This window comes from Pseudomonas sp. CC120222-01a (assembly GCF_003097235.1).
GTDB lineage: Bacteria > Pseudomonadota > Gammaproteobacteria > Pseudomonadales > Pseudomonadaceae > Aquipseudomonas.
In genome coordinates this window covers 46,024-69,456 of sequence record NZ_QEQQ01000018.1, presented here as the reverse complement: position 1 = coordinate 69,456, position 23,433 = coordinate 46,024, and the positions used below count along the sequence as shown (strand labels likewise).

The 23,433-nt window shown below is 64.0% G+C and carries 22 protein-coding genes and 1 riboswitch; of the genes, 17 read left to right on the top strand and 5 right to left on the bottom strand.

Annotated elements, in window-relative coordinates:
• The first annotated feature begins 77 nt into the window (after nucleotides 1-77).
• The 5 genes from cysM (at nucleotide 78) to N430_RS21195 (ending at nucleotide 6,198) form a co-directional block, all read left to right on the top strand.
• Entirely contained in the window at nucleotides 78-977 is a 900-nt protein-coding gene (cysM, locus tag N430_RS21215) for a cysteine synthase CysM (RefSeq protein WP_054885560.1), read from the top strand.
• Entirely contained in the window at nucleotides 978-2,336 is a 1,359-nt protein-coding gene (rlmD, locus tag N430_RS21210; protein ID WP_110638810.1) for a 23S rRNA (uracil(1939)-C(5))-methyltransferase RlmD, read from the top strand.
• Between the two features lie 96 nt (nucleotides 2,337-2,432).
• On the top strand, nucleotides 2,433-4,673 hold the full coding sequence (gene relA, locus N430_RS21205) for a GTP diphosphokinase (protein ID WP_110638809.1): 2,241 nt from the start codon (nucleotides 2,433-2,435) through the stop codon (nucleotides 4,671-4,673).
• A gap of 125 nt (nucleotides 4,674-4,798) precedes the next feature.
• Nucleotides 4,799-5,632: a nucleoside triphosphate pyrophosphohydrolase gene (gene mazG / locus N430_RS21200; RefSeq protein ID WP_110638808.1), complete on the top strand. Its 834-nt coding sequence runs from the start codon at nucleotides 4,799-4,801 to the stop codon at nucleotides 5,630-5,632.
• A 26-nt stretch (nucleotides 5,633-5,658) separates the two neighbouring features.
• Nucleotides 5,659-6,198, top strand: coding sequence for a DUF2058 domain-containing protein (locus N430_RS21195; RefSeq protein ID WP_110638807.1), 540 nt, complete (start codon nucleotides 5,659-5,661; stop codon nucleotides 6,196-6,198).
• 57 nt (nucleotides 6,199-6,255) lie between these two features.
• On the opposite strand, the gene N430_RS21190 is transcribed toward N430_RS21195, so the two are convergent.
• The 4 genes from N430_RS21190 to purM all read right to left on the bottom strand — a co-directional run bounded on the left by N430_RS21190 (nucleotide 6,256) and on the right by purM (nucleotide 9,039).
• Complete coding sequence (locus tag N430_RS21190; RefSeq protein WP_110638806.1) at nucleotides 6,256-6,438, bottom strand: hypothetical protein; 183 nt, start codon at nucleotides 6,436-6,438, stop codon at nucleotides 6,256-6,258.
• 170 nt (nucleotides 6,439-6,608) lie between these two features.
• Nucleotides 6,609-7,319: a DUF3108 domain-containing protein gene (locus N430_RS21185; protein ID WP_110638805.1), complete on the bottom strand. Its 711-nt coding sequence runs from the start codon at nucleotides 7,317-7,319 to the stop codon at nucleotides 6,609-6,611.
• A gap of 8 nt (nucleotides 7,320-7,327) precedes the next feature.
• Entirely contained in the window at nucleotides 7,328-7,981 is a 654-nt protein-coding gene (gene purN, locus N430_RS21180; RefSeq protein ID WP_110638804.1) for a phosphoribosylglycinamide formyltransferase, read from the bottom strand.
• Nucleotides 7,981-9,039, bottom strand: a complete 1,059-nt coding sequence (gene purM / locus N430_RS21175; protein WP_027918086.1) for a phosphoribosylformylglycinamidine cyclo-ligase — start codon at nucleotides 9,037-9,039, stop codon at nucleotides 7,981-7,983. The genes purN and purM overlap by 1 nt, the downstream gene beginning before the upstream one ends.
• 254 nt (nucleotides 9,040-9,293) lie before the next feature.
• On the opposite strand from purM, the gene N430_RS21170 reads away from it, so the two are divergent.
• The 6 genes from N430_RS21170 (at nucleotide 9,294) to N430_RS21145 (ending at nucleotide 16,389) form a co-directional block, all read left to right on the top strand.
• Nucleotides 9,294-10,364 (top strand): DUF2066 domain-containing protein, encoded by a 1,071-nt coding sequence (locus tag N430_RS21170; RefSeq protein ID WP_110638803.1) that lies wholly within the window; start codon nucleotides 9,294-9,296, stop codon nucleotides 10,362-10,364.
• A gap of 12 nt (nucleotides 10,365-10,376) precedes the next feature.
• On the top strand, nucleotides 10,377-11,450 hold the full coding sequence (locus tag N430_RS21165) for an AI-2E family transporter (protein ID WP_103449510.1): 1,074 nt from the start codon (nucleotides 10,377-10,379) through the stop codon (nucleotides 11,448-11,450).
• A gap of 153 nt (nucleotides 11,451-11,603) precedes the next feature.
• Nucleotides 11,604-12,311, top strand: coding sequence for a DnaA regulatory inactivator Hda (gene hda / locus N430_RS21160; protein WP_003252443.1), 708 nt, complete (start codon nucleotides 11,604-11,606; stop codon nucleotides 12,309-12,311).
• Between the two features lie 127 nt (nucleotides 12,312-12,438).
• Nucleotides 12,439-13,077 carry a C40 family peptidase gene (locus N430_RS21155; RefSeq protein ID WP_110638802.1) on the top strand — a complete coding sequence of 213 codons (639 nt, stop codon included), beginning with the start codon at nucleotides 12,439-12,441 and terminating at the stop codon, nucleotides 13,075-13,077.
• Between the two features lie 135 nt (nucleotides 13,078-13,212).
• Nucleotides 13,213-13,746: a C40 family peptidase gene (locus tag N430_RS21150; RefSeq protein ID WP_110638801.1), complete on the top strand. Its 534-nt coding sequence runs from the start codon at nucleotides 13,213-13,215 to the stop codon at nucleotides 13,744-13,746.
• Between the two features lie 96 nt (nucleotides 13,747-13,842).
• Complete coding sequence (locus tag N430_RS21145; protein WP_110638800.1) at nucleotides 13,843-16,389, top strand: dermonecrotic toxin domain-containing protein; 2,547 nt, start codon at nucleotides 13,843-13,845, stop codon at nucleotides 16,387-16,389.
• A 69-nt stretch (nucleotides 16,390-16,458) separates the two neighbouring features.
• On the opposite strand, the gene N430_RS21140 is transcribed toward N430_RS21145, so the two are convergent.
• Nucleotides 16,459-17,037: a hypothetical protein gene (locus N430_RS21140; protein ID WP_110638799.1), complete on the bottom strand. Its 579-nt coding sequence runs from the start codon at nucleotides 17,035-17,037 to the stop codon at nucleotides 16,459-16,461.
• Between the two features lie 165 nt (nucleotides 17,038-17,202).
• A riboswitch (cobalamin riboswitch) is annotated at nucleotides 17,203-17,423 on the top strand.
• Between the two features lie 118 nt (nucleotides 17,424-17,541).
• Here N430_RS21140 and cobO point away from each other — a divergent pair.
• Genes cobO through N430_RS21110 form a run of 6 tightly spaced genes read left to right on the top strand, consistent with a single transcriptional unit; the run spans nucleotide 17,542 to nucleotide 23,433 of the window.
• Nucleotides 17,542-18,153, top strand: a complete 612-nt coding sequence (gene cobO, locus N430_RS21135) for a cob(I)yrinic acid a,c-diamide adenosyltransferase (protein ID WP_110638798.1) — start codon at nucleotides 17,542-17,544, stop codon at nucleotides 18,151-18,153.
• Nucleotides 18,150-19,445, top strand: coding sequence for a cobyrinate a,c-diamide synthase (locus N430_RS21130; RefSeq protein ID WP_110638797.1), 1,296 nt, complete (start codon nucleotides 18,150-18,152; stop codon nucleotides 19,443-19,445). Before cobO ends, N430_RS21130 begins: the two co-directional genes overlap by 4 nt.
• Complete coding sequence (gene bluB / locus N430_RS21125) at nucleotides 19,442-20,092, top strand: 5,6-dimethylbenzimidazole synthase (protein WP_110638796.1); 651 nt, start codon at nucleotides 19,442-19,444, stop codon at nucleotides 20,090-20,092. The genes N430_RS21130 and bluB overlap by 4 nt, the downstream gene beginning before the upstream one ends.
• A complete protein-coding gene (cbiB, locus tag N430_RS21120; protein ID WP_110638795.1) occupies nucleotides 20,089-20,997 on the top strand; it encodes an adenosylcobinamide-phosphate synthase CbiB in 909 nt (302 codons plus the stop codon). Before bluB ends, cbiB begins: the two co-directional genes overlap by 4 nt.
• A complete protein-coding gene (gene cobD / locus N430_RS21115) occupies nucleotides 20,990-21,982 on the top strand; it encodes a threonine-phosphate decarboxylase CobD (RefSeq protein ID WP_110638794.1) in 993 nt (330 codons plus the stop codon). The genes cbiB and cobD overlap by 8 nt, the downstream gene beginning before the upstream one ends.
• The gene (locus tag N430_RS21110) at nucleotides 21,979-23,433 is read left to right on the top strand and encodes a cobyric acid synthase (protein ID WP_110638793.1); all 1,455 of its coding nucleotides are present in this window, start codon (nucleotides 21,979-21,981) and stop codon (nucleotides 23,431-23,433) included. Before cobD ends, N430_RS21110 begins: the two co-directional genes overlap by 4 nt.

Below are 23,433 nucleotides of genomic sequence, written 5' to 3'. Positions count from 1 at the left end.
CACAGATTGCGTGATATGGCCGGGAAGGGTTTGCCGGTATGATAGGCACCCCTGCCGTCCGGATTGTGAAATACGCCATGACCTTGCAGTACCCAACCATCGCCGATTGCGTCGGCAATACGCCCCTGGTTCGCCTGCAGCGCATCGCTGGCGAAACCAGCAATACCCTCCTGCTAAAGCTCGAAGGTAACAATCCAGCCGGCTCGGTGAAGGACCGCCCGGCACTGTCGATGATCACCCGCGCCGAACTGCGCGGCCAGATCAAGCCAGGCGACACCCTGATCGAAGCCACCTCCGGCAATACCGGCATCGCCCTGGCGATGGCAGCGGCGATCAAGGGTTACAAGATGATCCTGATCATGCCCGACAACTCCACTGCTGAACGCAAGGCCGCCATGACCGCCTACGGCGCCGAGCTGATCCTGGTGACCAAGGAAGAGGGCATGGAAGGCGCCCGCGACCTTGCCGAGAAGTTGCAGGCCGAAGGCCGCGGCCTGGTCCTCGACCAGTTCGCCAACGGCGACAACCCGATCGCCCACTACACCAGCACCGGCCCGGAAATCTGGCAGCAGACCCAGGGCAGCATCACCCATTTCGTCAGCTCCATGGGTACCACCGGTACCATCATGGGTTGCTCGCAGTACCTCAAGGAACAGAACCCCAACGTGCAGATCGTCGGCTTGCAGCCGATGGAAGGCTCGGCCATTCCGGGTATCCGCCGCTGGCCCGAGGAGTATCTGCCGAAGATCTTCGATGCCACCCGCGTCGACCGCGTGATGGACATGTCCCAGCAGGAGGCCGAGGACACCACTCGCCGCCTCGCGCGCGAAGAGGGCATTTTCTGCGGCGTGTCTTCCGGTGGTGCGGTGGCAGCCATGCTGCGCCTGTCCCGCGAAGTGGAGAACGCCGTTATGGTCGCGATCATCTGTGACCGCGGCGACCGTTACCTGTCCACCGGCCTGTTCGACCCGAGCTAAATGTCCAAGAAAAAAAGCAACAGCGGCCTGCGCTTCCAGCCGGCCGGCGGCAACCGTACGCCCCAGGTCCCCGTGGGCAAGAAGCAGCGCCTGGATATCGAGCGCCTGGCCGGTGACGGCCGTGGCATCGCCTTCCTGGAGGGGCGCACCTGGTTCGTCAGTGGTGCCCTGGCCGGTGAAGCGGTCGAGGCGCGGGTGCTCAATGCCCGTGGCAAGGTCGTCGAGGCGCGCCTTGAGCGTGTGCTGCAAGCCAGCCCCGAACGCCGCCAGGCGCCGTGCCGCCACTACGCGCGTTGCGGTGGCTGCAACCTCCAGCACCTGCCGCACGACGCCCAGCTGGCGCTCAAGCAGCGCACCCTGGCCGAACAGCTGCAACGGGTGGCCGGCGTGCAGCCCGAAGAATGGGCCGCGCCCTTGAGCGGGCCAGAATTCGGCTACCGGCGCCGGGCGCGGGTGGCCGTGCGTTGGGATGTGAAGGCAAAGCACCTGGATGTTGGCTTCCGCGCCGAAGCGAGCCAGGAAATTGTCTCCATCGATGACTGCGCCGTGCTGGTACAGCCTTTGCAATCTATTCTTCGCCACTTGCCGACCGTGCTGCGCTCGCTGAGCAAGCCGCAGGCGATCGGCCATGTGGAGCTGTTCAGTGGCACCGCCGAAGCCGTGCTCGTGCGCCATGTGGCGCCGCTGCTGGCGGACGACCTGGCACGCCTGCAGGCATTCTGTGACGAGGCCAAGGTGCAGCTTTGGCTGCAGGGCGAGGGTGAGCCGGCACCGGTGGATGCCGAGGCGAAACTAGGCTTTGCCCTGGCGCCCTGGCAACTGGAACTGGCCTGGCGCCCGGGCGATTTCGTCCAGGTCAACGCCCAGGTCAACACGGCAATGATCGAGCAGGCCTTGGCCTGGCTCGCACCGCAAGCTGACGAGCGTGTGCTGGACCTGTTCTGCGGCCTGGGCAACTTCGCCCTGCCGCTGGCGCGCCAGGCACGTGAAGTGGTGGCGGTGGAAGGTGTACAGGCCATGGTCGATCGGGCCGCGGCCAATGCCCGGAACAACGATGTGCATAACGCCGCGTTTTTTCAGGCCGATTTATCGCAGCCTTTGGCAGGCGCCGGATGGGCCGCCGAGGGCTTTTCTGCGGTACTCTTGGATCCACCGCGCGACGGTGCATACGAGGTGGTGCAAGGCATCGCCCGCCTCAACGCCAAGCGCTTGGTGTATGTATCGTGCAACCCGGCCACGCTGGCGCGAGACGCCCAGGTGCTGGTCGGCCAGGGGTACCGGTTAAAAAGGGCCGGGATTCTCGACATGTTTCCTCAGACGGCGCATGTCGAAGCCATGGCGTTATTCGAAGCGGGCTAGCGAACTGGCCCCTTGGTGCGGCTTCCACGGAAGCGAAGCTGCACGGTGATAGCCAGTGCACCCGTGTGGTGCGCTGTATGGAAAGGTAAAACAAAGATGGTACAGGTGAGAGTGCACCAGCCGGTCAACACAGACGGCAGTATCAATCTCGAAGCATGGCTGGATCATGTGGTGAGCGTCGATTCGGCACTGGATCGCGTGGCGCTGAAAGAAGCCTGCGAGTTCACCCAGGAAATCGAAAAGAAGGGCAACCCGGCGAAGCATTCGTGGGCCGATGGTACGTCCAGTTATCAGGCTGGCCTGGAAATCGCCGAAATCCTCGCCGACCTCAAGCTCGACCAGGATTCGTTGGTCGCTGCGGTGATCTATCGCTCGGTACGTGAAGGCAAGGTGACCCTGGCCGAAGTCGGCCAGCGCTTTGGCCCGGTGGTGTCCAAGCTGATCGACGGCGTGCTGCGCATGGCCGCCATCAGTGCCAGCCTCAGCCCGCGCCAGTCGCTGGTGCTGGGCTCGCAGGCGCAGGTCGAGAACCTGCGCAAGATGCTCGTGGCCATGGTCGACGACGTGCGTGTGGCGCTGATCAAGCTGGCCGAGCGCACCTGTGCGATCCGGGCGGTGAAGTCTGCCGATGACGAAAAACGCCTGCGCGTGGCGCGCGAGGTGTTCGACATCTATGCGCCGCTGGCCCACCGCTTGGGCATCGGCCATATCAAATGGGAGCTGGAAGACCTGTCCTTCCGCTACCTGGAGCCTGACCAGTACAAGCAGATCGCCAAGCTGTTGCACGAGCGCCGACTGGACCGCGAGCGGTTCATCAGCGACGTGATGAACCAGCTGCAGAACGAACTGCTGGCCACCGGGGTCAAGGCCGACATCAGCGGTCGGGCGAAACACATCTATTCGATCTGGCGCAAGATGCAGCGCAAAGGCCTGGAATTCAGCCAGATCTACGACGTGCGTGCGGTGCGCGTGCTGGTACCTGAGGTGCGTGACTGCTATACCGCGCTGGGTATCGTGCACACCCTGTGGCGGCACATCCCCAAGGAATTCGACGACTACATCGCCAACCCCAAGGAAAACGGCTATCGCTCGCTGCACACGGCGGTGATCGGCCCCGAGGGCAAGGTGCTGGAAGTGCAGATCCGTACCCACGGCATGCACGAGGAGGCCGAACTTGGCGTCTGCGCCCACTGGCGTTACAAGGGCACCGACGTCAAGCCGAGCTCCAACCACTACGAAGAGAAGATCTCCTGGCTGCGCCAGGTGCTCGAATGGCATGAAGAGCTGGGCGACATCGGTGGCCTGGCCGAGCAACTGCGGGTCGATATCGAACCCGACCGGGTCTACGTGTTCACCCCGGATGGCCACGCCATCGACCTGCCCAAGGGCGCCACGCCGCTGGACTTCGCCTACCGCGTGCACACCGAGATCGGCCACAACTGCCGTGGCGCCAAGATCAACGGGCGCATCGTGCCGCTCAACTACAGCCTGCAGACCGGTGAGCAGGTGGAGATCATCACCAGCAAGCACGGCAACCCGAGCCGCGACTGGCTGAACTCCAACCTGGGCTATGTCACCACCTCGCGGGCGCGGGCCAAGATCGTCCACTGGTTCAAGCTGCAGGCGCGTGACCAGAACGTCGCTGCCGGCAAGACCTTGCTCGAACGCGAACTCAGCCGCCTGGGCCTGCCGCAAGTGGACTTCGAACGGCTGGCCGAGAAGACCAACGTCAAGACCGCCGAGGACATGTTCGCCTCGCTCGGTGCCGGTGACCTGCGCCTGGCGCACCTGGTCAACGCCGCCCAGCAGCTGCTCGAACCTGAGCGCATCGAGCAGATCGAGCTGACGCCGCGCAAGCCTACCGGCCCGCGTACCGGCAAGCGTGGCGACATCCAGATCCAGGGCGTCGGCAACCTGCTCACGCAGATGGCCGGCTGCTGCCAGCCGCTGCCGGGCGATGCCATCGTCGGCTACATCACCCAGGGCCGCGGCGTCAGCATCCACCGCCAGGACTGCGCCTCGGCGCTGCAACTGGCCGGGCGTGAGCCGGAGCGGATGATCCAGGTAAGCTGGGGGCCGATCCCGGTGCAGACCTACCCGGTCGACATCGTCATCCGTGCCTATGACCGCCCAGGCTTGCTGCGCGACGTGTCGCAGGTGCTGCTCAACGAGAAGATCAACGTGCTGGCGGTCAACACCCGCTCGAACAAGGAAGACAACACTGCGCTGATGTCGCTGACCATCGAGATTCCGGGCCTGGATGCGCTGGGGCGCTTGCTGGGGCGGATTTCGCAGTTGCCGAACATCATCGAAACGCGGCGTAATCGTACCCCTTGAGACCGCGGCGCCTGCTTCGCGGGCACGCCCGCTCCCACAGGTAGGGTGCACATCTTGAAAATTGCACAAAACCCTGTGGGAGCGGGCTTGCCCGCGAAGAAGTTGCCACTGAAGGACCTGCTTAAATGACCTACACCCTCGAAGACCTGCTGCACCTCATGGCCCGCCTGCGCGACCCGCAGTACGGCTGCCCGTGGGACCTGAAGCAGAACTACGCGAGCATCGTGCAGCACACCATCGAAGAGGCCTACGAAGTCGCCGACACCATCGAACGCGGCGATTTCGAGCACCTGCAGGGCGAGCTCGGCGACCTGTTGTTCCAGGTGGTCTACTACAGCCAGCTGGCCCGGGAAGAAGGGCGTTTCGAGTTCGATGGCGTGGTCGACAGCATCACCCGCAAGCTGATCCGTCGTCACCCCCACGTATTCCCGACTGGCGAGCTGTACGCACCGCTGGACACCCCCGGCCTGAACGAGGCTCAGGTCAAGTCACGCTGGGAGGAGATCAAGGCCGAGGAGCGCGCCGAGAAAAGCACCCCTGAACAACTGTCGCTGCTCGATGACGTACCGGCGGCATTGCCGGCGCTGTCGCGGGCGGCCAAACTGCAGAAGCGTGCGGCCACCGTCGGTTTCGACTGGCCAGCGGCACTGCCGGTGCTGGACAAGGTGCGCGAGGAGCTCGACGAAGTGTTGCAGGCCATGGCCGACAATGACGCCGACGCCCTCGAGGATGAAGTCGGCGACCTGCTGTTTGCCGCCGTGAACCTGGCCCGCCACCTCAAGCAAGACCCGGAAAACGCCCTGCGCCGCGCCAACCGCAAGTTCGAGCGGCGTTTCCGCTTCATCGAGCAGGCACTGCGCGACAGCGGCCGGGCGATTGAACATTGTAACCTTGACGAGCTGGACGCCCTTTGGGGTGAAGCCAAGCGTCAGGAAAAGAACCTGCCCAGCTGCGGCTGAGCTGTTGCATAAGTGAGTGAACATTCATGAGCCTTTCCCTTCGCGACCAATTGCTCAAAGCCGGTCTGGTCAACCAGAAACAGGTCTCGCAGACCAACAAAGCTGAAAAGAAACAGAAGCGCATGGAGCACAAAGGCCAGGTCGAGGTCGACGACAGCCAGCAGCGCATGGCCAAGGAAGCCATGGCCGAGAAGGCCAAGCGTGACCAGGAGCTGAACCGCCAGCAGCAGGAAAAGGCCGAGCAGAAGGCCCGCGTGGCACAGATCAAGCAGTTGATCGAAGCCACCCGCCTGCCCAAGCTGACCACCGAGGACTACTACAACTTCGTCGATGACAAGAAGGTCAAGCGCATTGCCGTCAACGCCCTCATGCGCACCCGCCTGAGCAACGGCGCGTTGGCCATCGTGTCGCATGCCGGTGGCTACGAAGTGATCCCGCGCGAGGCGGCGGTGAAGATCCAGGAGCGCGACCCGAACCGCATCCTGCTGCTCAATACCCATGTCGAGGAAGCCGACGAGGACGACCCGTACGCGGCCTACAAGATCCCTGACGATCTGATGTGGTAAACACGAAAAACCCCGCCTAGGCGGGGTTTCTTATTGGAAGACTGTGTAAGGCGCGGATCACTGCGTGGTGCGATGGTTTTCCAGCGCTTCGAGCTCTGCCCGGTACTGGTGAGCTTCATGTTCCTGGTGGAACATGCCGACCAGTTGGCCTTGTTGGTGCACATCCCAGATCCGCACGCCAGCGGCCAGGCCTTCGTGGGACATTTTCGATTCGTCGCGTTCGGTTACTTGGACTGTCATCGGTAAACTCCACTGCTTTGAATTGACTGCGACACTGTGTCGCACAACCCCTTTATAGAGTTTGTTAGCAGGCTAAGTAAATAAAACAGGCATGAAACAAGTTTCATGAAAGCCGGGCAAAAAGAAGCCCCGCACAGGGCGGGGCTCCGGATACTGCGGGCTGCAGCGGATCAGTTACCTTTCACCGTCTTGCCGTCAACCGTGCCATCCTGCAGCACGATCACGTACTCCTTGCCATCGGTCTCGACCTGGCGCAGCTGCACCAGCAGGTAGTCCCAGTCCTTGGCGAACCACAGCTCGGTGACACGCTTGTTCTGAGCAGGTGCACGCACGCGCTCGACCTTCACCGCGTCGACCTTGCCGGTCTTGGTGGTGATCTTCTCGGTGCCGAGCACGCGGAAGTCGTAGTTGTCGATCTCGTCGCCATCGACCACTTGGTAGGTCATGCTCTTCTTGCCGGCGGCCACATCGTGCTGCAGGGCCAGCTGGTAGGACGACTTGTCCAGCACACCGCGATTGAGCGGCAGGTTGATGGCGTCCTTGCGGTCGGTTCCGGTGATTTTCTTGGCGTTCCAGTCGAAGGTCAGGTCGACGGTCTTGGCCTTGCCCAGGCCGCCACGCTCGAAGTGGTACTTCTGCGGCAGCAGGGTGTCGTTGTCCATGCGCAGGGTGCTTTGCTCGGTCAGGCTGGCGATCATCATGGAAGCCTTGAAATTAAGGTCCCAGGTACCGTTGGCATTTTTGACCAGGCTGCGCTCGGCGGTGCCGCTCATGGGCAGTTGCTTCCAGTCGGCGGTGTAGCTGGCCGAGAAGGGCTTGAGGTCAGCTGCCTGGAGGGGCAGGGCGAGCACGGCGAGAGCCAATAGCAGGGCACGACGCATAAATTCTCCTAGGGTCGGATCAAGTGACCACTGGCCGGCAGCGGCAGGTCATCCAGTAACGCACCCTGTTCACCCAGGCGCAAACGCCCTTGGGCAAACCAGTGCACCGCCAGCGGGTAGATCTGGTGTTCCTGATGGTGGACCCTTTGGGCCAGGCTTTCCACCGTGTCGTCAGGCAGCACCGGTACCACAGCCTGTACGACCAGAGGCCCGCCATCGAGTTCCTCGGTGACGAAGTGTACGCTGCAGCCATGCTCGGCGTCGCCTGCCTCCAGTGCCCGGCGGTGGGTATGCAGGCCCTTGTAGCGGGGCAGCAACGACGGGTGGATGTTGAGCAGGCGGCCTTGGTAGTGGCGCACGAAGTCGCCACTGAGGATGCGCATGAAGCCGGCCAGCACCACCAGGTCCGGGGTGAAGCCGTCGATACGCGCCATCAGCGCGGCATCGAAGGCTTCGCGGCCGTCGAACTGGGTGTGGTCGAGCACCACGGTGTCGATACCGACCGCCTGGGCCCGTTGCAGGCCATAGGCATCGGCGCGGTTGGAGACCACCGCAGCGATGCGCACCTGACTGTCCTGCGCACGGCAACTGTCGATCAAGGCTTGCAGGTTGCTGCCGGAACCCGACAGCAGTACCACTACATTGCAGGGCTTGCTCGGCATCAGTGTGCCTTGAGGTTCTGCAGCTCGACCTGGGCGGCGCCTTCGGCGGCTTCGGCGATGTGGCCGATGACCCACGGCTGCTCACCGGCGGCGCGCAGTTCGTTCAGGGCCGCTTCGACCTGGTCCTGGGCCACGCAGATGACCATGCCAACGCCGCAGTTCAGTACGCGGTGCATTTCGTGCTCGTCGACGTTGCCTTTTTCCTGCAGGAAGTCGAACACCGCCGGGCGCTGCCAGCTGGCCACGTCAACCACGGCCTGGGCGTTCTTCGGCAGTACGCGCGGAATGTTGTCCAGCAGGCCGCCACCGGTGATATGGGCCATGGCCTTGACTGCGCCAGTGTTCTTGATCAGTTGCAGCAGTGGCTTGACGTAGATGCGGGTCGGCGCCATCAGCAGGTCGGTCAGCGGCTTGCCGTCGAGCTGGGTGTTCTCGATGTCGGTGCCGGACACTTCGAGGATCTTGCGGATCAGCGAGTAGCCGTTGGAGTGCGGGCCGGAGGACGGCAGGGCGATCAGCGCGTCACCGGTGGCAACCTTGGAGCCGTCGATGATCTCGGCCTTTTCCACGACGCCGACGCAGAAGCCGGCCAGGTCGTAGTCTTCGCCTTCGTACATGCCCGGCATTTCGGCGGTTTCGCCGCCGACCAGGGAGCAGCCAGCCAGCTCACAGCCAGCGCCGATGCCGGTGACCACGGTGGCGGCCACGTCGACATTCAGCTTGCCGGTGGCGTAGTAGTCGAGGAAGAACAGCGGCTCGGCGCCGCAGACCACCAGGTCGTTGACGCACATGGCGACCAGGTCCTGGCCGATGCTGTCGTGCTTGTTCAGGTTCAGTGCCAGGCGCAGCTTGGTGCCGACGCCGTCGGTGCCGGAGACCAGCACCGGCTGCTTGTAGCCGGCCGGGATCTCGCAGAGGGCGCCGAAGCCACCCAGGCCACCCATGACTTCAGGGCGTGCGGTGCGTTTTGCCACGCCCTTGATGCGTTCGACCAGTGCTTCGCCGGCGTCGATGTCTACACCGGCGTCCTTGTAGCTCAGGGAGGGTTGCTTGCTCATTGATCCAGGCCTTTAAGAGGGAGGGATTCGTAAAAACGACCATGACGGCCAAGGCCGGCTGGGAAGCGGCGGCTGCCTGAAACGTCAGTGGTCTGTGAAGGCGCGCGATTTTATCAGGGTTGCCGTGCAGCGGCCATCCTCAGGCCGACGGGCAGGGCGGTAAATTGCTGAAAAAGGTGTGTGGGTGGTTGATGCGCCTCCTTCTGTATAAGCTGCAAGCCACATGCTTCGTGCGCAATCGGACAGGAATCTCCATGCGACTATTCAATTATCTGGCAGCAGGGTGCCTTGCACTGGCCTGCCTCACTGCGCAGGCCGAAACCGTCTCCGGGCTCTATCAAGTGCGCGAGCCGGTCGAAGGGCAGGGCGCTGAAGCCCGCTCCGCAGCCACTGCCAAGGCCTTCGATACCTTGGTACTGCGCCTGACGGGTGACCCCAAGGCGGCGCAGAACCCGGCGCTGGCCGACCTGCGCAAGGACCCGCAACAAATCATCAACCAGGTCGGCACCGAGGCCGGGCCGCCGGAGTCGGTGCTGGTCGAATTCGACCCTGGCAGCACCGAGCGTGCCTTGCGCAAGGCCGGCCTGGCGCTGTGGGGCAGTAACCGGCCCTCCATCCTCGGCTGGTGGCTCAATGACAGTGCTGAAGGCAGCAACCTGGTCGGTGACGGCCAGGCCAGTGCCCAGCCGTTGCGTCGGGCCGCCCAGCACCGTGGCTTGCCGCTGCGCTTGCCGCTGGCCGACCTGCAAGAGCAACTGGTGGCCAACGCCAAGCAGCTCGAAGGCAATGATCCGGCCCCCCTGCGCGAAGCTGCGGAGCGCTACGGCGCCGACGCCATGCTGGCGGTGCATGCCCATGAAGCCGATGGCAAATGGCAAGGTACTTGGCAGCTGTGGCTAGGTGACAAGCGTGAGCAGGGCAACGCCGAAGGCGCTGACCAGGCGGCCCTGGCGGACGCCGTCATGCTGGCGGTCAGTAACCGTCTGGCGCCGCGCTATGTGGTCAAGGCCGGTGCCAGCAGCCAGTTGCAGTTGCAGGTGCAAGGCATGAACCTGCAGCGCTATGCCGAACTGAGCCGCGTGCTGGAGCTTTATGGCCCACGCCTGCAGCTGGCCGAAGGCGGTACCTTGACCTATGCGGTCACCGGTAATCGCGAGCAACTGCGTGCCCAGCTGGGTCTGGCCAAATTGCAGGAAGTGCCACCCGAGCAGGCTCCGCCTGCACCGGCTATCCCTGCTCCGGCCCCGGGTGCTACTCCGGGTCAGGCGGCCGCCCCTGCTCCTGTCGCCGCCAAGCCGTTCGACGGCCTGCGATTCCGTTGGTAAGGGGGGCTATCGATGACTGACATGCGTCGCTGGATCGGCTGGGGCGCTGCGCTGCTGATCGCCGTGCTTCTTTATAGCCTGCACAACATCCTTACCCCGTTCCTGGTCGGCATCTTGTTGGCCTACCTGGCCGACCCGCTGGTCGACCGTCTGGAGCGCGTTGGCCTGTCGCGTACCTGGGGTGTGGTGGTGGTGTTTGGCCTGTTCACCCTGGTGCTGCTGGCCTTGCTGCTGGTGCTGGTGCCGCTGCTGGCCAAGCAGTTGCTGCGCCTGTACGAGCTGGCGCCACAAATGCTCGACTGGCTCGAGCATGTGGCGCTGCCCTGGGTGCAAGGTCGTCTGGGCCTGGCCGATGGTTTCTGGAAGTTCGACAAGATCAAGGCCGCCATCGGCGAGCACATGGGCCAGACCACCGACATCGTCGGCATGCTGTTGTCCCATGCCACTGCCTCGAGCCTGGCGCTGATCGCCTGGCTGGCCAACATGGTGCTGATCCCGGTGGTGGGCTTCTATCTGCTGCGCGACTGGGACCTGATGATGGCCAAGCTGCGTGGCCTGCTGCCGCGTCAGCGCGAACCGCAGGTGGTGGGCCTGGCAGGCGAGTGCCATGAAGTACTGGGGGCGTTCGTCCGTGGCCAACTGATGGTGATGCTCGCGTTGGGCGTCATCTATTCCGCCGGCCTGATGCTGGTCGGGCTCGAACTGGGCCTGCTGATCGGCATGCTCGCGGGCCTGGCGGCCATCGTGCCGTACATGGGCTTCATCATTGGCATCGGCGCGGCGCTGGTGGCCGGGCTGTTCCAGTTTGGGGGTGACCTGTACCCGATGCTTGGCATCGTTGCCGTGTTCATGGTCGGGCAGGCGCTGGAGGGCATGGTCCTGACCCCGCTGCTGGTCGGTGATCGCATCGGCCTGCACCCGGTGGCGGTGATCTTCGCCATCCTGGCTGGTGGCGAACTGTTCGGCTTTACCGGGGTGTTGCTGGCGCTGCCGGTGGCGGCGGTGATCATGGTATTGCTGCGGCATGTGCATGATCTGTACAAGGAATCGGACATGTATGCCGGGGATGTCGACCCGGATCTGTGACCTGAGTACCGGGTTGCGTCGCCCCAAAGTGGCGCAACTCGTTGATTTTGCTTGCGCTATCCGCCTGCATGATTGTGCGCCCTGCAATGCGGGTATAGACTTTGCACATTGTTCACCAAAGGCCCCCTGCGGTCCTGACGACCGCCCGCGAGCATGAAACCACCGATCCAGTTGCCCCTGGGTGTGCGCCTGCGCGATGACGCCACCTTCATCAACTACTATCCGGGCGCCAATGCCGCGGCGTTGGGCTATGTCGAGCGGCTATGCGAAGCCGACGCTGGCTGGACCGAGAGCCTCATCTACCTGTGGGGCAAGCAGGGCGTTGGCCGCAGCCACCTGCTGCAGGCGGCCACCCATCGTTTCCAGCAGCGCGGCGAGCCCGCCGTGTACTTGCCACTGGCGCAATTGCTCGATCGCGGCGTGGAGCTGCTCGATTACCTGGCTCAATACGAACTGGTGTGCATCGACGACCTGCACGTGATCGCTGGCAAGGCGGACTGGGAAGAGGCGATGTTCCATCTGTTCAACCGCTTGCGCGATAGCGGTCGGCGGCTGTTGCTGGCGGCCTCCGCTTCACCTCGCGAACTGCCGATCAAACTGCCCGATCTCAAGTCACGGCTGACCCTGGCGCTGGTCTTCCAGATGCGCGGCCTGTCCGACGAAGACAAGCTGCGCGCCCTGCAATTGCGTGCTTCGCGCCGCGGCCTGCACCTGACCGACGAAGTCGGCCATTTCATCCTGACCCGTGGCGCGCGCAGCATGAGCGCGCTGTTCGACCTGCTCGAGCGCCTCGACCAGGCCTCTTTGCAAGCCCAGCGCAAGCTGACCATCCCCTTCCTGAAGGAAACCCTCGGCTGGTAACGCCCGTAAACACTGGGCTCTGAGGTGCAAAACGAAAAAGTCACATCTTTTTCGATAAAATTTGCAAATGGCCATGATAGAGGGCATAGTTTCACCCTTCTAAAGGATTACAGACACGGTCGTGCCCATGCTGAAGCGCTTCGCACCCCTCGTGCCACTCGCACTCGTGACCCTGCTTTTTGGCTGCGCGGCCCACGGCCCGGATTCCCAGCCACAGGATCACACCCCGATTGCCTCGCAATCGGTCAACAAGGCCAAGGCTTCGCCTTCGTCCGTTTTCGGCGAAGAAGAGCAGGCCACTGAAGATGATCTGGAGGCCTTCTCCAGCAGCAAGCCGTATCAGCTCCCGGTGCTGGCAGACAGTATCCTTGAGCGCGGCATGTCGCTGATCGGCACCCGCTACCGCTTCGGCGGCACCTCGGAAGCTTCCGGTTTCGACTGCAGCGGTTTCATCGGCTACCTGTTCCGCGAAGAGGCCGGCATGAACCTGCCGCGCTCGACCCGCGAAATGATCAACGTCGATGCGCCCAAGGTTGCCCGCAACAAGCTCAAGCCAGGCGATCTGCTGTTCTTCAGCACCAACGGCCGTGGCCGTGTCAGCCATGCTGGCATCTACCTGGGTGACAACCAGTTCATCCACTCCAGCAGCCGCCGCAGCGGTGGTGTGCGCATCGACAGCCTCGGTGATCGCTACTGGAGCAAGACCTTCATCGAAGCCAAGCGTGCCTTGGCCATGGCGCCGACCACCAATATCGCGCGCAACTGATATCAAAATGATATATCATCCCGCGGCGGCGTAGCTGAAAAGCTCGCCGCCGTGCGCATTTACAGAAAGCGTCTAATCTAAATTCTCAACTCTTTTCGGCTGCGGCCGTTCGGTCTCAGACAGGAAGTTCTGGCCATGGCGATGATGGCGCGCTTCGCATTTCTTTCCCTGGTGGCATTGCTTGCCGCCTGCTCCAGCCGTGCCCCGGCACCGGCCCCTGTGGTGCAGCCACAGATTACCTACAACCAGCCCGAGGGCTCGCCGCTGGCGGACGACGTGCTGATGCGCGCCATCGGCCTGGTCGGCACACCTTATCGCTGGGGTGGCAATACACCGGATTCCGGGTTCGATTGCAGCGGCCTGATCGGTTATGTATACCGCGATGCGGCGGGCATCAGCCTGCCGCGTTCGACGCGCGAAATGATCGTCATGCGCGCGCCCACCGTGGACATCAACTCGCTGCAGTCGGGTGACCTGGTGTTCTTCGCCACCGGTGGCGGTTCACAGGTCAGCCATGCCGGCATCTATGTGGGCGAGGGGCGCTTCGTGCATGCGCCCCGCACAGGCGGTACGGTACGCCTGGATTACCTGTCCAACAGCTACTGGTCCAAGGCCTATCTGCAGGCCAAGCGTGTGATCCCCCAAGGCAACCTCGCGCAAAACCGCTGATTTCGCGCCTTCCCCTCACGCGGCAAACATCTACCACTCCGCGTTGCCCCGAGGTCGCCAGTATGCGCCTCCGATAGCAACGCGCTGGAGTGGGCCATGAATACCCTCAATGAACGAATGAACCGCAGCCTGGATACCCTGGATGAGGCGCGCCCACTTGTGCGCCTGGTGGACCAAATCCTCACGGACTTCCCTGACCTGTATGAACTGGCACATCACCATGCCGCGCAGATTCTGCACAAGCACACCGGCAAATGGATGAACCCACGGTTCGTCTGGTGGCACCAGTTCAACAACGAACACAGCAGTGCGCGCAGCTTCACTGGCTGGCAGCACAGCGGTCCACCGCAGAAGTCGATGGTGATGACCGAGTTGATGATTGATCGGTTCGACCTGTACTACCAGGAAGCGGCCGATGAGCTCGACCAGCGCGGCGGCTTCTACCTGCAGGGGCCCCACGCCTCTACCTACAATGAACGCAATGAAGTGCCGATGTTGGGCAGCGAGGTGCAGAAGGATCTGTGGGCCCTGGACCTGGCAGTACTGTATCGCGAATCGGTCGAGCGCTTCTGGTCTAACAACGCCAGGCATTTCCGGGCATTGTCCAAGATCAACCTGCTGGGGCAAGCGGCCGCCGCCTTGCTCGACAAGCGCATTACGGCACAGGACGCCCATCGTCTGCGTAGGCTGGTGTCACCGGAGCTGGCCAACATTGCCATGCCTTCGCTTGCCATGCTGGAGCGCCAATCCACTGACAGCAACTTGGTCGTCAGCCGTTATACCTTCGGTGAGGGAGACCGGGGCTGCCTGTTATCAATGCAGGCAGCTGATGGCCGGGTAATCGCCTATTTACCGTGGGCGGACGAGGCATTGCGGGGGTTCGATTCGGCGCAGGCGATGGCGTCCTGGCTGCGTATGCAGCTGCAAGCCAAGGGAACGCTGGAAGAATTCGTCATGGCGGCCCACAACAACCCTCGCGACAGGTCGATCAACCAGCTGATCAGGGTGCATCTGCAAGGCATCGCCGATAGCCGAGACGATGAAGCCGGATTGATCGCGTTGTCGCTGTTCAAGCGTTCGCTCGGCAGCGATCTTTTTGCCTGGCTGTGCGACCAGGCTGCCGGGGAAATGCGCCGCAACGGGCAGCTTCTGCAAGACAATGCAGGGCTGCGCAAGGCCATGTGCACTGGCTACCTCTCGGCTTTCCTGAATGTCTTCGGTAGCCTTGCACCGCTGGGGTGGCCGATGTCGCTCATGCTGCTCGGGGCCACTGTCGCCAAGGTCGGGTTGGATGTAGACGCGGCGCTGCACGCCACCGATGAGCAGGAACGCAAGCAGGCGTTGCGTTCGGCGATGATCGAAAGCATCTATGCGACGTTCAACATGGTGGACCTCGGCTTCGCATCGATGCATGCCTCGTTGGCTTACGAAACTCCGCCCCACGAGGTCAGCGTCAGTCTCGATGATTGGCAGCCGGTGGCGTCAGCCAGCCTGGCGGTGGAGGGGCAGGAGAGCAATGCGGTGCTTGACGGTGAGCTGGCGCAGAGCGGGCGTTTGCGGGACATACGTGTTGATCATGACGGCAGCTGCTGGATCATGCTCAGTGGCCTGAGCTATCGCGTGCGCTATAGCCACGAAGTGTCGGCCTGGTTGGTGGTGCCTGCTGACAACCCGTTCGCTTTCGCTGCGTTGCAGCCAGTGCGCTTGAATGAGGCGGGCGAGTGGGAGCTACTGGCGCCGCCACGGCTGCAGGGCGGGATGGGTCCGCAGGAGCCGGGCCTGCCCATTACCCGGTCATCCTTCTGGGATACCTACACGGTCAGTGATGGTGCGCGGCTTGGGCGGCTGGCGGCCAGGGCATTGCGCCGGCAAAAAGCGTTGCTGGCGAAATGGCCAGTGGCTGAGCTGCCGCGCGGCCGGGTCCCCGACCTCGATGCGCTGGGCCTGGACTGCGTGATGGTCGGCGGCAAGCGCTACTATTCCTACCGCTACGGTAACCAGTACTTCAATACCCTGATCGAGTACTACACCAGCGATGAATCGCAAGTGAATGACGTTTTCCGTTGGGGTACTTACAAATACGGTGATGAAGACGCGTACATCGCCGACCTGGCGGACAGTCTGGGGCTGCTGCCCAAAAATAACCAAGTGACGCTCTACCGAGGTGGCAACCATTCCCGTGGCACCGGCGGAGGCGCCTACAGGACTGGTCAATTGCAGGTTGGTGATGTGCTGGTCAATACCGACCTGACATCTTTTACCGAAAACCCCTACAAGGTTGCCGAATTCGCCTCAGTGCAGAGCCAGCAAATTCCAGACGGTTTGTCGGGAAGCTTCGATGACAGTTCGGTGGTATTCGAGCTGCCGGTCGGGCAATACCGTGATGCCACGCCGGTCAGTGCGTTTTCCCTGTACTGGGATGAGGCGGAGAGCTTGTTCCTGCCAGGGCATTACTTCCGCATCGAGGGCCTGGAGGAGGTCAAGGGCGAGCACTACCAGTTTATCAAGGTGACCCTGAAGCAAACCGTCAAGCCCGCTGACGGAGTGGTGTACGACTTGCGTTCCGGGTTGCTGTTCAACGAAGCAGACTACCGGAGTCGCTTTCGTACACCGGCCCTGGTCGAGCGTTTCTTTCCTGGCTGATTGCGACTTGCTCGACATCCTCCAGGTCGAGGTGGTCGCTGCGGTGCTGGCGCTGATCCGCCGTTAAGCTCAGGCCTGCTTCAGCAGCAGCGCCACCCCAGGGAAATACTGGCCCAGTTCGTTGTGCAGCTTGCGATAGGCATAAGGGAAGTACCAGGCAATGGCACAAGCTGTGTGTTTTTGCAGGTCATCGACCAGGTCTTGCAGTTCTTCCGGGCTGGCATGCTGGCCTGCCTTCCAGGGCGTGATGAACAGCGCCCCGGCCTTCAGCTGGCTGGGGTAGGCCACCTGGCGGGCAAGTGTGGCGGTTTCCTGCAGGGCTGCTGCCATGTCCAGCTGGGTGATTTTTGGCCAGCGCTGGCTCACGCTCAGGTAGAGCGCCTCGTCGGCGCTGCAGATCGACAAGTCGCAGCGCCCCTCCTGGTCGCCCTCGTCTCGGTGCTTTTTGCTGGAAAATTGCGCCAGTGCCGTCAGTTCGGCCTGCCACGCGGCTGCGGCGAGCATGCCGATGTTGGCGGCGGTGCCGTGCCAGTAGGGGGCCTCGGCATCACCATTGAACCGGTTGAAGCGGTCAATGCAGTCGACCCAGCGCTCCAGTACCGGTTGCAGAAATTCCAGGTGCGGGTTGTTGATGATCTGGCCTTGCATGCTGCGCACTCCTGTTATCGTTGTGATCGCGTTCAGTGCAAATGATGGCTATGTGATATCACTCTGCTCAGTGTGGCACAACCTGGCGGATCGGCCATTGACCCAGGCCAGTTCTGCCGAAGTAAAAGGCCCCGTTCGATTGACGCTCCCAGTGCAACCCTCTAACCTTCGCGGCGTGTTTCAGGTGCCCTGCCAGCCCCGACTGGGCAGGGTGAAACTGGGAAGCCGGTGGTCGCCAGCATGGCGCGATTCCGGCGCTGCCCCCGCAACGGTAGGTGAGTAGCGGCCGCGCAGGGCCACTGGGTACGACTACCCGGGAAGGCGCGCAGGCCAGGGCGTTTGCCCGCTCACGAGCCCGGAGACCGGCCTGGAACTGCCAACGGCATCACGGAGGGTGATGCGCGGTGCACCGTGGCTGCGGCCATGGCCCCTGCGCGTTCTCCGTCTGCCCGCCTATTACCTGTCGCCGCTGTTCATATGGCGACAGCCTGCGGAGAACCTTTCATGAGCGAATCCACCGAACGCGACGAACGCCACCTGGCGCGCATGCAGCGCAAGAAGGCGGTCATCGACGAGCGCATCGCCAATTCCCCTAACGAATGCGGCCTGCTGCTGGTGCTTACCGGCAACGGCAAAGGCAAGAGCAGCTCGGCCTTCGGCATGCTGGCCCGCGCCCTGGGCCATGGCATGCAGTGCGGTGTGGTGCAATTCATCAAGGGCCGCAGCAGCACCGGCGAAGAGCTGTTCTTCCGCCGCTTCCCCGAGCAGGTGCGCTACCACGTGATGGGCGAGGGCTTCACCTGGGAGACCCAGGACCGTCAGCGCGACATCGCCGCCGCTGAAGCTGCCTGGGCGGTATCGCGCCAGCTGCTGCAAGACCCCAGCGTGCAGTTCGTGGTGCTCGACGAGCTGAACATCGCCCTCAAGCACGGCTACCTCGACCTGGACCAGGTGCTGAGCGACATTCAGGCCCGGCCGCCCATGCAGCACGTGATCGTCACCGGCCGTGCGGCCAAGGACGAAATGATCGAGCTGGCTGATACCGTCACCGAGATGGGCATGCTCAAGCATGCGTTCCAGGCCGGTATCCGCGCGCAGAAGGGCGTCGAACTGTGAGTGAAACGCGCAGCTGCCCGGCGGTGCTGATCGCAGCACCCGCCTCCGGCCAGGGCAAGACCACCGTGACCGCAGCCCTGGCCCGCCTGCACCGCAACCTTGGACGAAAAGTCCGGGTGTTCAAGTGCGGCCCGGATTTCCTCGACCCGATGATCCTGGAGCGGGCCAGTGGCGCGCCGGTGTACCAGCTCGACCTGTGGATGATCGGTGCCGAGGAAAGCCGTCGACTGCTGTGGCAGGCCGCAAAAGAAGCCGACCTGATTCTGATCGAAGGGGTGATGGGCCTGTTCGACGGCACCCCCTCGAGCGCCGATCTGGCCCGCCATTTCGGCGTACCGGTACTGGCGGTGATCGACGGCACGGCCATGGCCCAGACCTTCGGCGCCCTGGCCCTGGGCCTGGCACGTTATCAGGTCGACCTGCCGTTCGCCGGCGTGCTGGCCAACCGGGTCGGCAGCCTGCGCCACGCGCAACTGCTCGAAGGCAGCCTGACCGAAGGCCTGCGCTGGTATGGCGGCTTGTCGCGCGAGCGCGGCATCGAGTTGCCCAGCCGCCACCTGGGGCTGGTCCAGGCCAGTGAACTGAATGACCTGGATGCCCGCCTGGATGCCGCTGCCGAAGCCCTCGGCGCCAGCTGCGATGCTGCCTTGCCGCCGCCAGTGGTGTTTGCCGCGCCTGAACCGCAGCCCCATGCTGGGTCGCTGAGCGGTGTGCGCATCGGCGTGGCACGTGACGAAGCCTTCGCCTTCACTTACGGCGCCAACCTTGATCTGTTGCGCGACCTGGGTGCTCAGCTGGCCTTCTTCTCGCCGCTGCACGATCGCGAATTGCCGGCGGTGGACAGCCTGTATCTGCCAGGGGGGTATCCAGAGCTGCATCACCACGTATTGGCGGCCAATACGCCTATGTGCGAGGCGATCCGTGCCCATCACGCCCAAGGCAAGCCGTTGCTGGCCGAGTGCGGCGGCATGCTGTACCTGCTCGATGCGCTGACCGATGTCGCTGGCGAGCGTGCCGAACTGCTGGGCCTGCTGCCGGGCGAGGCAACCATGCAGAAGCGCCTGGCGGCCCTGGCCCTGCAGGCCGTGGAACTGCCAGAAGGTACCCTGCGCGGGCACACCTACCACCACTCGCTGACCAGCACCGGGCTGGAGCCGATTGCCCGGGGCCTGAGCCCCAATGGCGGGCGCGGCAACGAAGCGGTGTATCGCCTGGGCCGGTTGACCGCCTCCTATGTGCACTTCTACTTCCCGTCCAACCCTGATGCGGCGGCGGCGCTGTTGCGACCATGACTGATCACGCCTACAGCGCCGCCGAGCGCGCCGCGGTCTACCGAGCGATCGGTGAACGCCGCGACATGCGCCACTTTGCCGGTGGCTCGGTCGCGCCCGAGCTGCTCGGTCGACTGCTGGCTGCCGCGCACCAGGCGCCCAGTGTCGGTCTGATGCAGCCCTGGCGCTTCATCCGCATCACTCAGCGCGATCTGCGCGGGCGCATTCAGGGCCTGGTCGAAGAGGAGCGGGTGCGCACCGCCGAAGCCCTGGGCGAGCGCGCCGATGACTTCATGAAACTCAAGGTCGAGGGCATCAGCGACTGCGCCGAAGTGCTCATCGCGGCGTTGATGGACAACCGCGAGCCGCACATCTTCGGCCGCCGCACCCTGCCAGAAATGGACCTGGCCTCATTGGCCTGCGCCATCCAGAACCTGTGGCTGGCTGCCCGTGCCGAGGGCCTGGGGCTGGGTTGGGTGTCGCTGTTCGACCCGCAAGCCCTGGCCGCGCTGCTGGGCATGCCCGCCGGGGCCAAGCCGGTGGCAGTGCTGTGCCTGGGCCCGGTCAGCGAATTCTATGCGCAGCCGATGCTGGTGCAGGAAAACTGGGCGCAAGAACGCCCCTTGAGTGAAATGCTGTTCGAAAACCAATGGGGAGAACGCCCATGAGCGTGGCCTTGCTGACTGTGGCCGGCGTAGCCCTCGATGCACTGCTGGGCGAGCCGCAGCGCCGGCACCCGCTGGTGGGCTTCGGCAACCTGGCGTCAAGCCTGGAGCGCCGCCTGAATGCCGGTGGGCGCGGCTGGCGCAGCCATGGCGTGAGCGCTTGGTTCCTGGCCGTGGTGCCGCTGACCCTGGTGGCGCTGATCCTGTCCTGGCTGCCCTATGTCGGTTGGCTGGTGGACGTGCTGGCGCTTTATTGCGCCCTGGGTTTGCGTAGCCTCGGCGAACATGTGCTGCCGGTGGCCAACGCCTTGCGCCAGGGTGACCTGGAGGAGGCGCGGCGCCGAGTCGGTTATCTGGTCAGCCGCGAAACCCGCGAACTGGACGAGCCTGCCGTGGCGCGCGCCGCCACCGAATCGGTGCTGGAGAACGGCAGCGATGCAGTGTTCGCCGCGCTGTTCTGGTTCGTCGTGGCCGGTGCGCCGGGGGTGGTGCTCTACCGCCTGAGCAATACCCTCGATGCGATGTGGGGGTACCGCAACGAACGCTTCGAGCGCTTCGGCTGGTGTGCCGCACGCATCGACGATGTGCTGAACTATATTCCCGCCAGGTTCGTGGCGCTGACCTACGCACTACTCGGCAAGACCCGCCTGGCCCTGGCCTGCTGGCGCAAGCAGGCGCCGCTGTGGGATAGCCCCAACGCCGGGCCGGTGATGGCCTCCGGTGCCGGTGCACTGGGTGTCGAGCTGGGCGGCCCGGCGGTGTACCACGGCGAACTGCACGAGCGCCCGCGCCTGGGTGAGGGGCCAATGGCCGATGCCGATGCCATCGAGCGCGGCTGGAGCCTGGTACAGCGTGGCGTCTGGTTGTGGGTACTGCTGATCTGCGTGGGAGCCTATCTGAATGCTTGAACACGGTGGCCGCCTGCTGCGGGCAGTGCGGCAATACGGGATCGCCCGCGAAGACTGGCTGGATTTGTCCAGCGGCATTGCCCCCTGGCCTTACCCGATTCCCGCGATTCCGCTGGACGCCTGGGCACGACTGCCGGAAGCCGACGACGGTCTCGAAGAGGCCGCGCGACGCTATTACGGTGTGCAGCAACTGTTGCCGGTGGCAGGCTCCCAGGCGGCCATCCAGGCCTTGCCCTTGTTGCGCCCGCTGGGGTGCGTGGGTGTGCTGACGCCTTGCTACGCCGAGCACCCGCATGCCTGGCAGCGGGCGGGGCATCAGCTGATCGAACTGGATGAAAGCCAGGTCGAGGCGCAACTCGATCAGCTCGACGTGCTGGTGCTGGTCAATCCGAACAACCCGACCGGGCGGCTTGTATCCCGTGAACAGTTGCTGGCCTGGCATGCGCGGCTCGCTAAGCGCGGCGGCTGGCTGCTGGTGGACGAAGCGTTCATGGACAACTCACCCGAACACAGCGTGGCTGACTGCGCCGAGCGTCCGGGCCTGATCGTGCTGCGTTCGTTCGGCAAGTTCTTTGGTCTGGCCGGCGTGCGCCTGGGCTGCGTAGTGGCCGAGCTGCCACTGTTGCAGCGCCTTGCCGAGCTGCTCGGGCCTTGGACCGTCAGTGGCCCGACCCGGGTGCTGGCGCAAGCGTGCTTTGCCGACCAAGCGGCGCATCAGGCGCAGATCGAGCGCTGCGCCCTGGCCAGCCAACGCCTGGCTACCCTGCTGCAAGGCTGCGGCCTGACGCCCACGGGTGGCTGTGACCTGTTCCAGTACGTGCGCAGCGAGCGCGCAGCTCACTTGCATGACTTTCTCGCCCGCCGCAGCATCCTCGTGCGCCTGTTCGAGCAGCCGGCCGCCGTGCGCCTTGGCCTGCCGGCAACGGCCGCGGACGAGCAGCGCCTGGCCCAGGCCCTGACTGATTACCAGAAGGAAACGGCATGACCACCCTCATGGTGCAAGGCACCACCTCCGATGCCGGCAAGAGCACGCTGGTCACCGCCTTGTGCCGCTGGCTGTTGCGCCAGGGCGTTGGCGTGGTGCCGTTCAAGCCGCAGAACATGGCGCTCAACAGCGCCGTGACTGCCGACGGTGGCGAAATCGGACGCGCCCAGGCGGTGCAGGCCCAGGCCTGCCGGCTGGCGCCTCACACCGACATGAACCCGGTGCTGCTCAAGCCCAACAGCGACACGGGCGCCCAGGTGATCATCCACGGCCGCGCCGTCACCAGCATGAACGCGGTGGCCTATCACGACTACAAGGCCATCGCCATGCAGGCGGTGCTGGCCTCGCACCAGCGCCTCAGCGCCGCCTACCCGGTGGTGATGGTCGAAGGTGCGGGGTCGCCGGCCGAGATCAACCTGCGTGCCGGCGACATCGCCAACATGGGCTTTGCCGAGGCGGTCGACTGCCCGGTGATCCTGGTGGCCGACATCAACCGTGGCGGGGTGTTCGCCCACTTGGTCGGCACCCTCGAACTGCTGTCGCCAAGCGAGCAGGCGCGGGTCAAGGGCTTCGTCATCAACCGCTTCCGCGGCGACATCGCGCTGCTGCAGCCGGGTCTGGACTGGCTGGAGCAACGCACCGGCAAACCGGTGCTGGGCGTGCTGCCCTATGTCACCGACCTGCACCTGGAAGCCGAGGATGGCATCGACATTCGCCAGGGCGCCAAGCAGGAGCGGGTGCTTAAGGTGATCGTCCCGGTGCTGCCGCGTATCAGTAACCACACCGACTTCGACCCGCTGCGCCTGCACCCGCAGGTCGACTTGCAGTTCATCGGCCCGGGCCAGCCGATTCCGGCCGCCGACCTGATCATCCTGCCTGGCTCGAAGAGCGTGCGTGGTGACCTGGCACAACTGCGCGAGCGGGGTTGGGACAAAGCCATCGAGCGGCACCTGCGCTACGGCGGCAAGCTGATCGGCATCTGTGGCGGCCTGCAGATGCTCGGCCGTGAAGTTCACGACCCACTTGGCCTCGAAGGCGCCGCCGGTTCCAGTACCGGGCTTGGCCTGTTCGATTACGAGACGGTGCTTGAAGCCGACAAGCAACTGCGCAACGTGGCCGGGTCCCTGAACCTGGAAGCCGCACCGGTCGCCGGTTATGAAATTCATGCCGGCGTCACCACAGGGCCTGCCTTGGAGCAGCCCGCCGTGCAACTCGCTGATGGTCGTTGTGACGGCGCGGTCAGTGCCGATGGCCAGATCCTCGCCACCTACCTACATGGCCTGTTCGAGGGCAGCCAGTCGTGTGCCGCGCTGCTGCGCTGGGCGGGCCTGGAAAATGTGCAGATCATCGATTACGAGGCCCTGCGCGAGCGTGACATCGAGCGCCTGGCCGACCTGGTGGAAAAGCACCTGGATACCGCGCACCTGCGCACGCTGTGTGGAGTCGCCTGA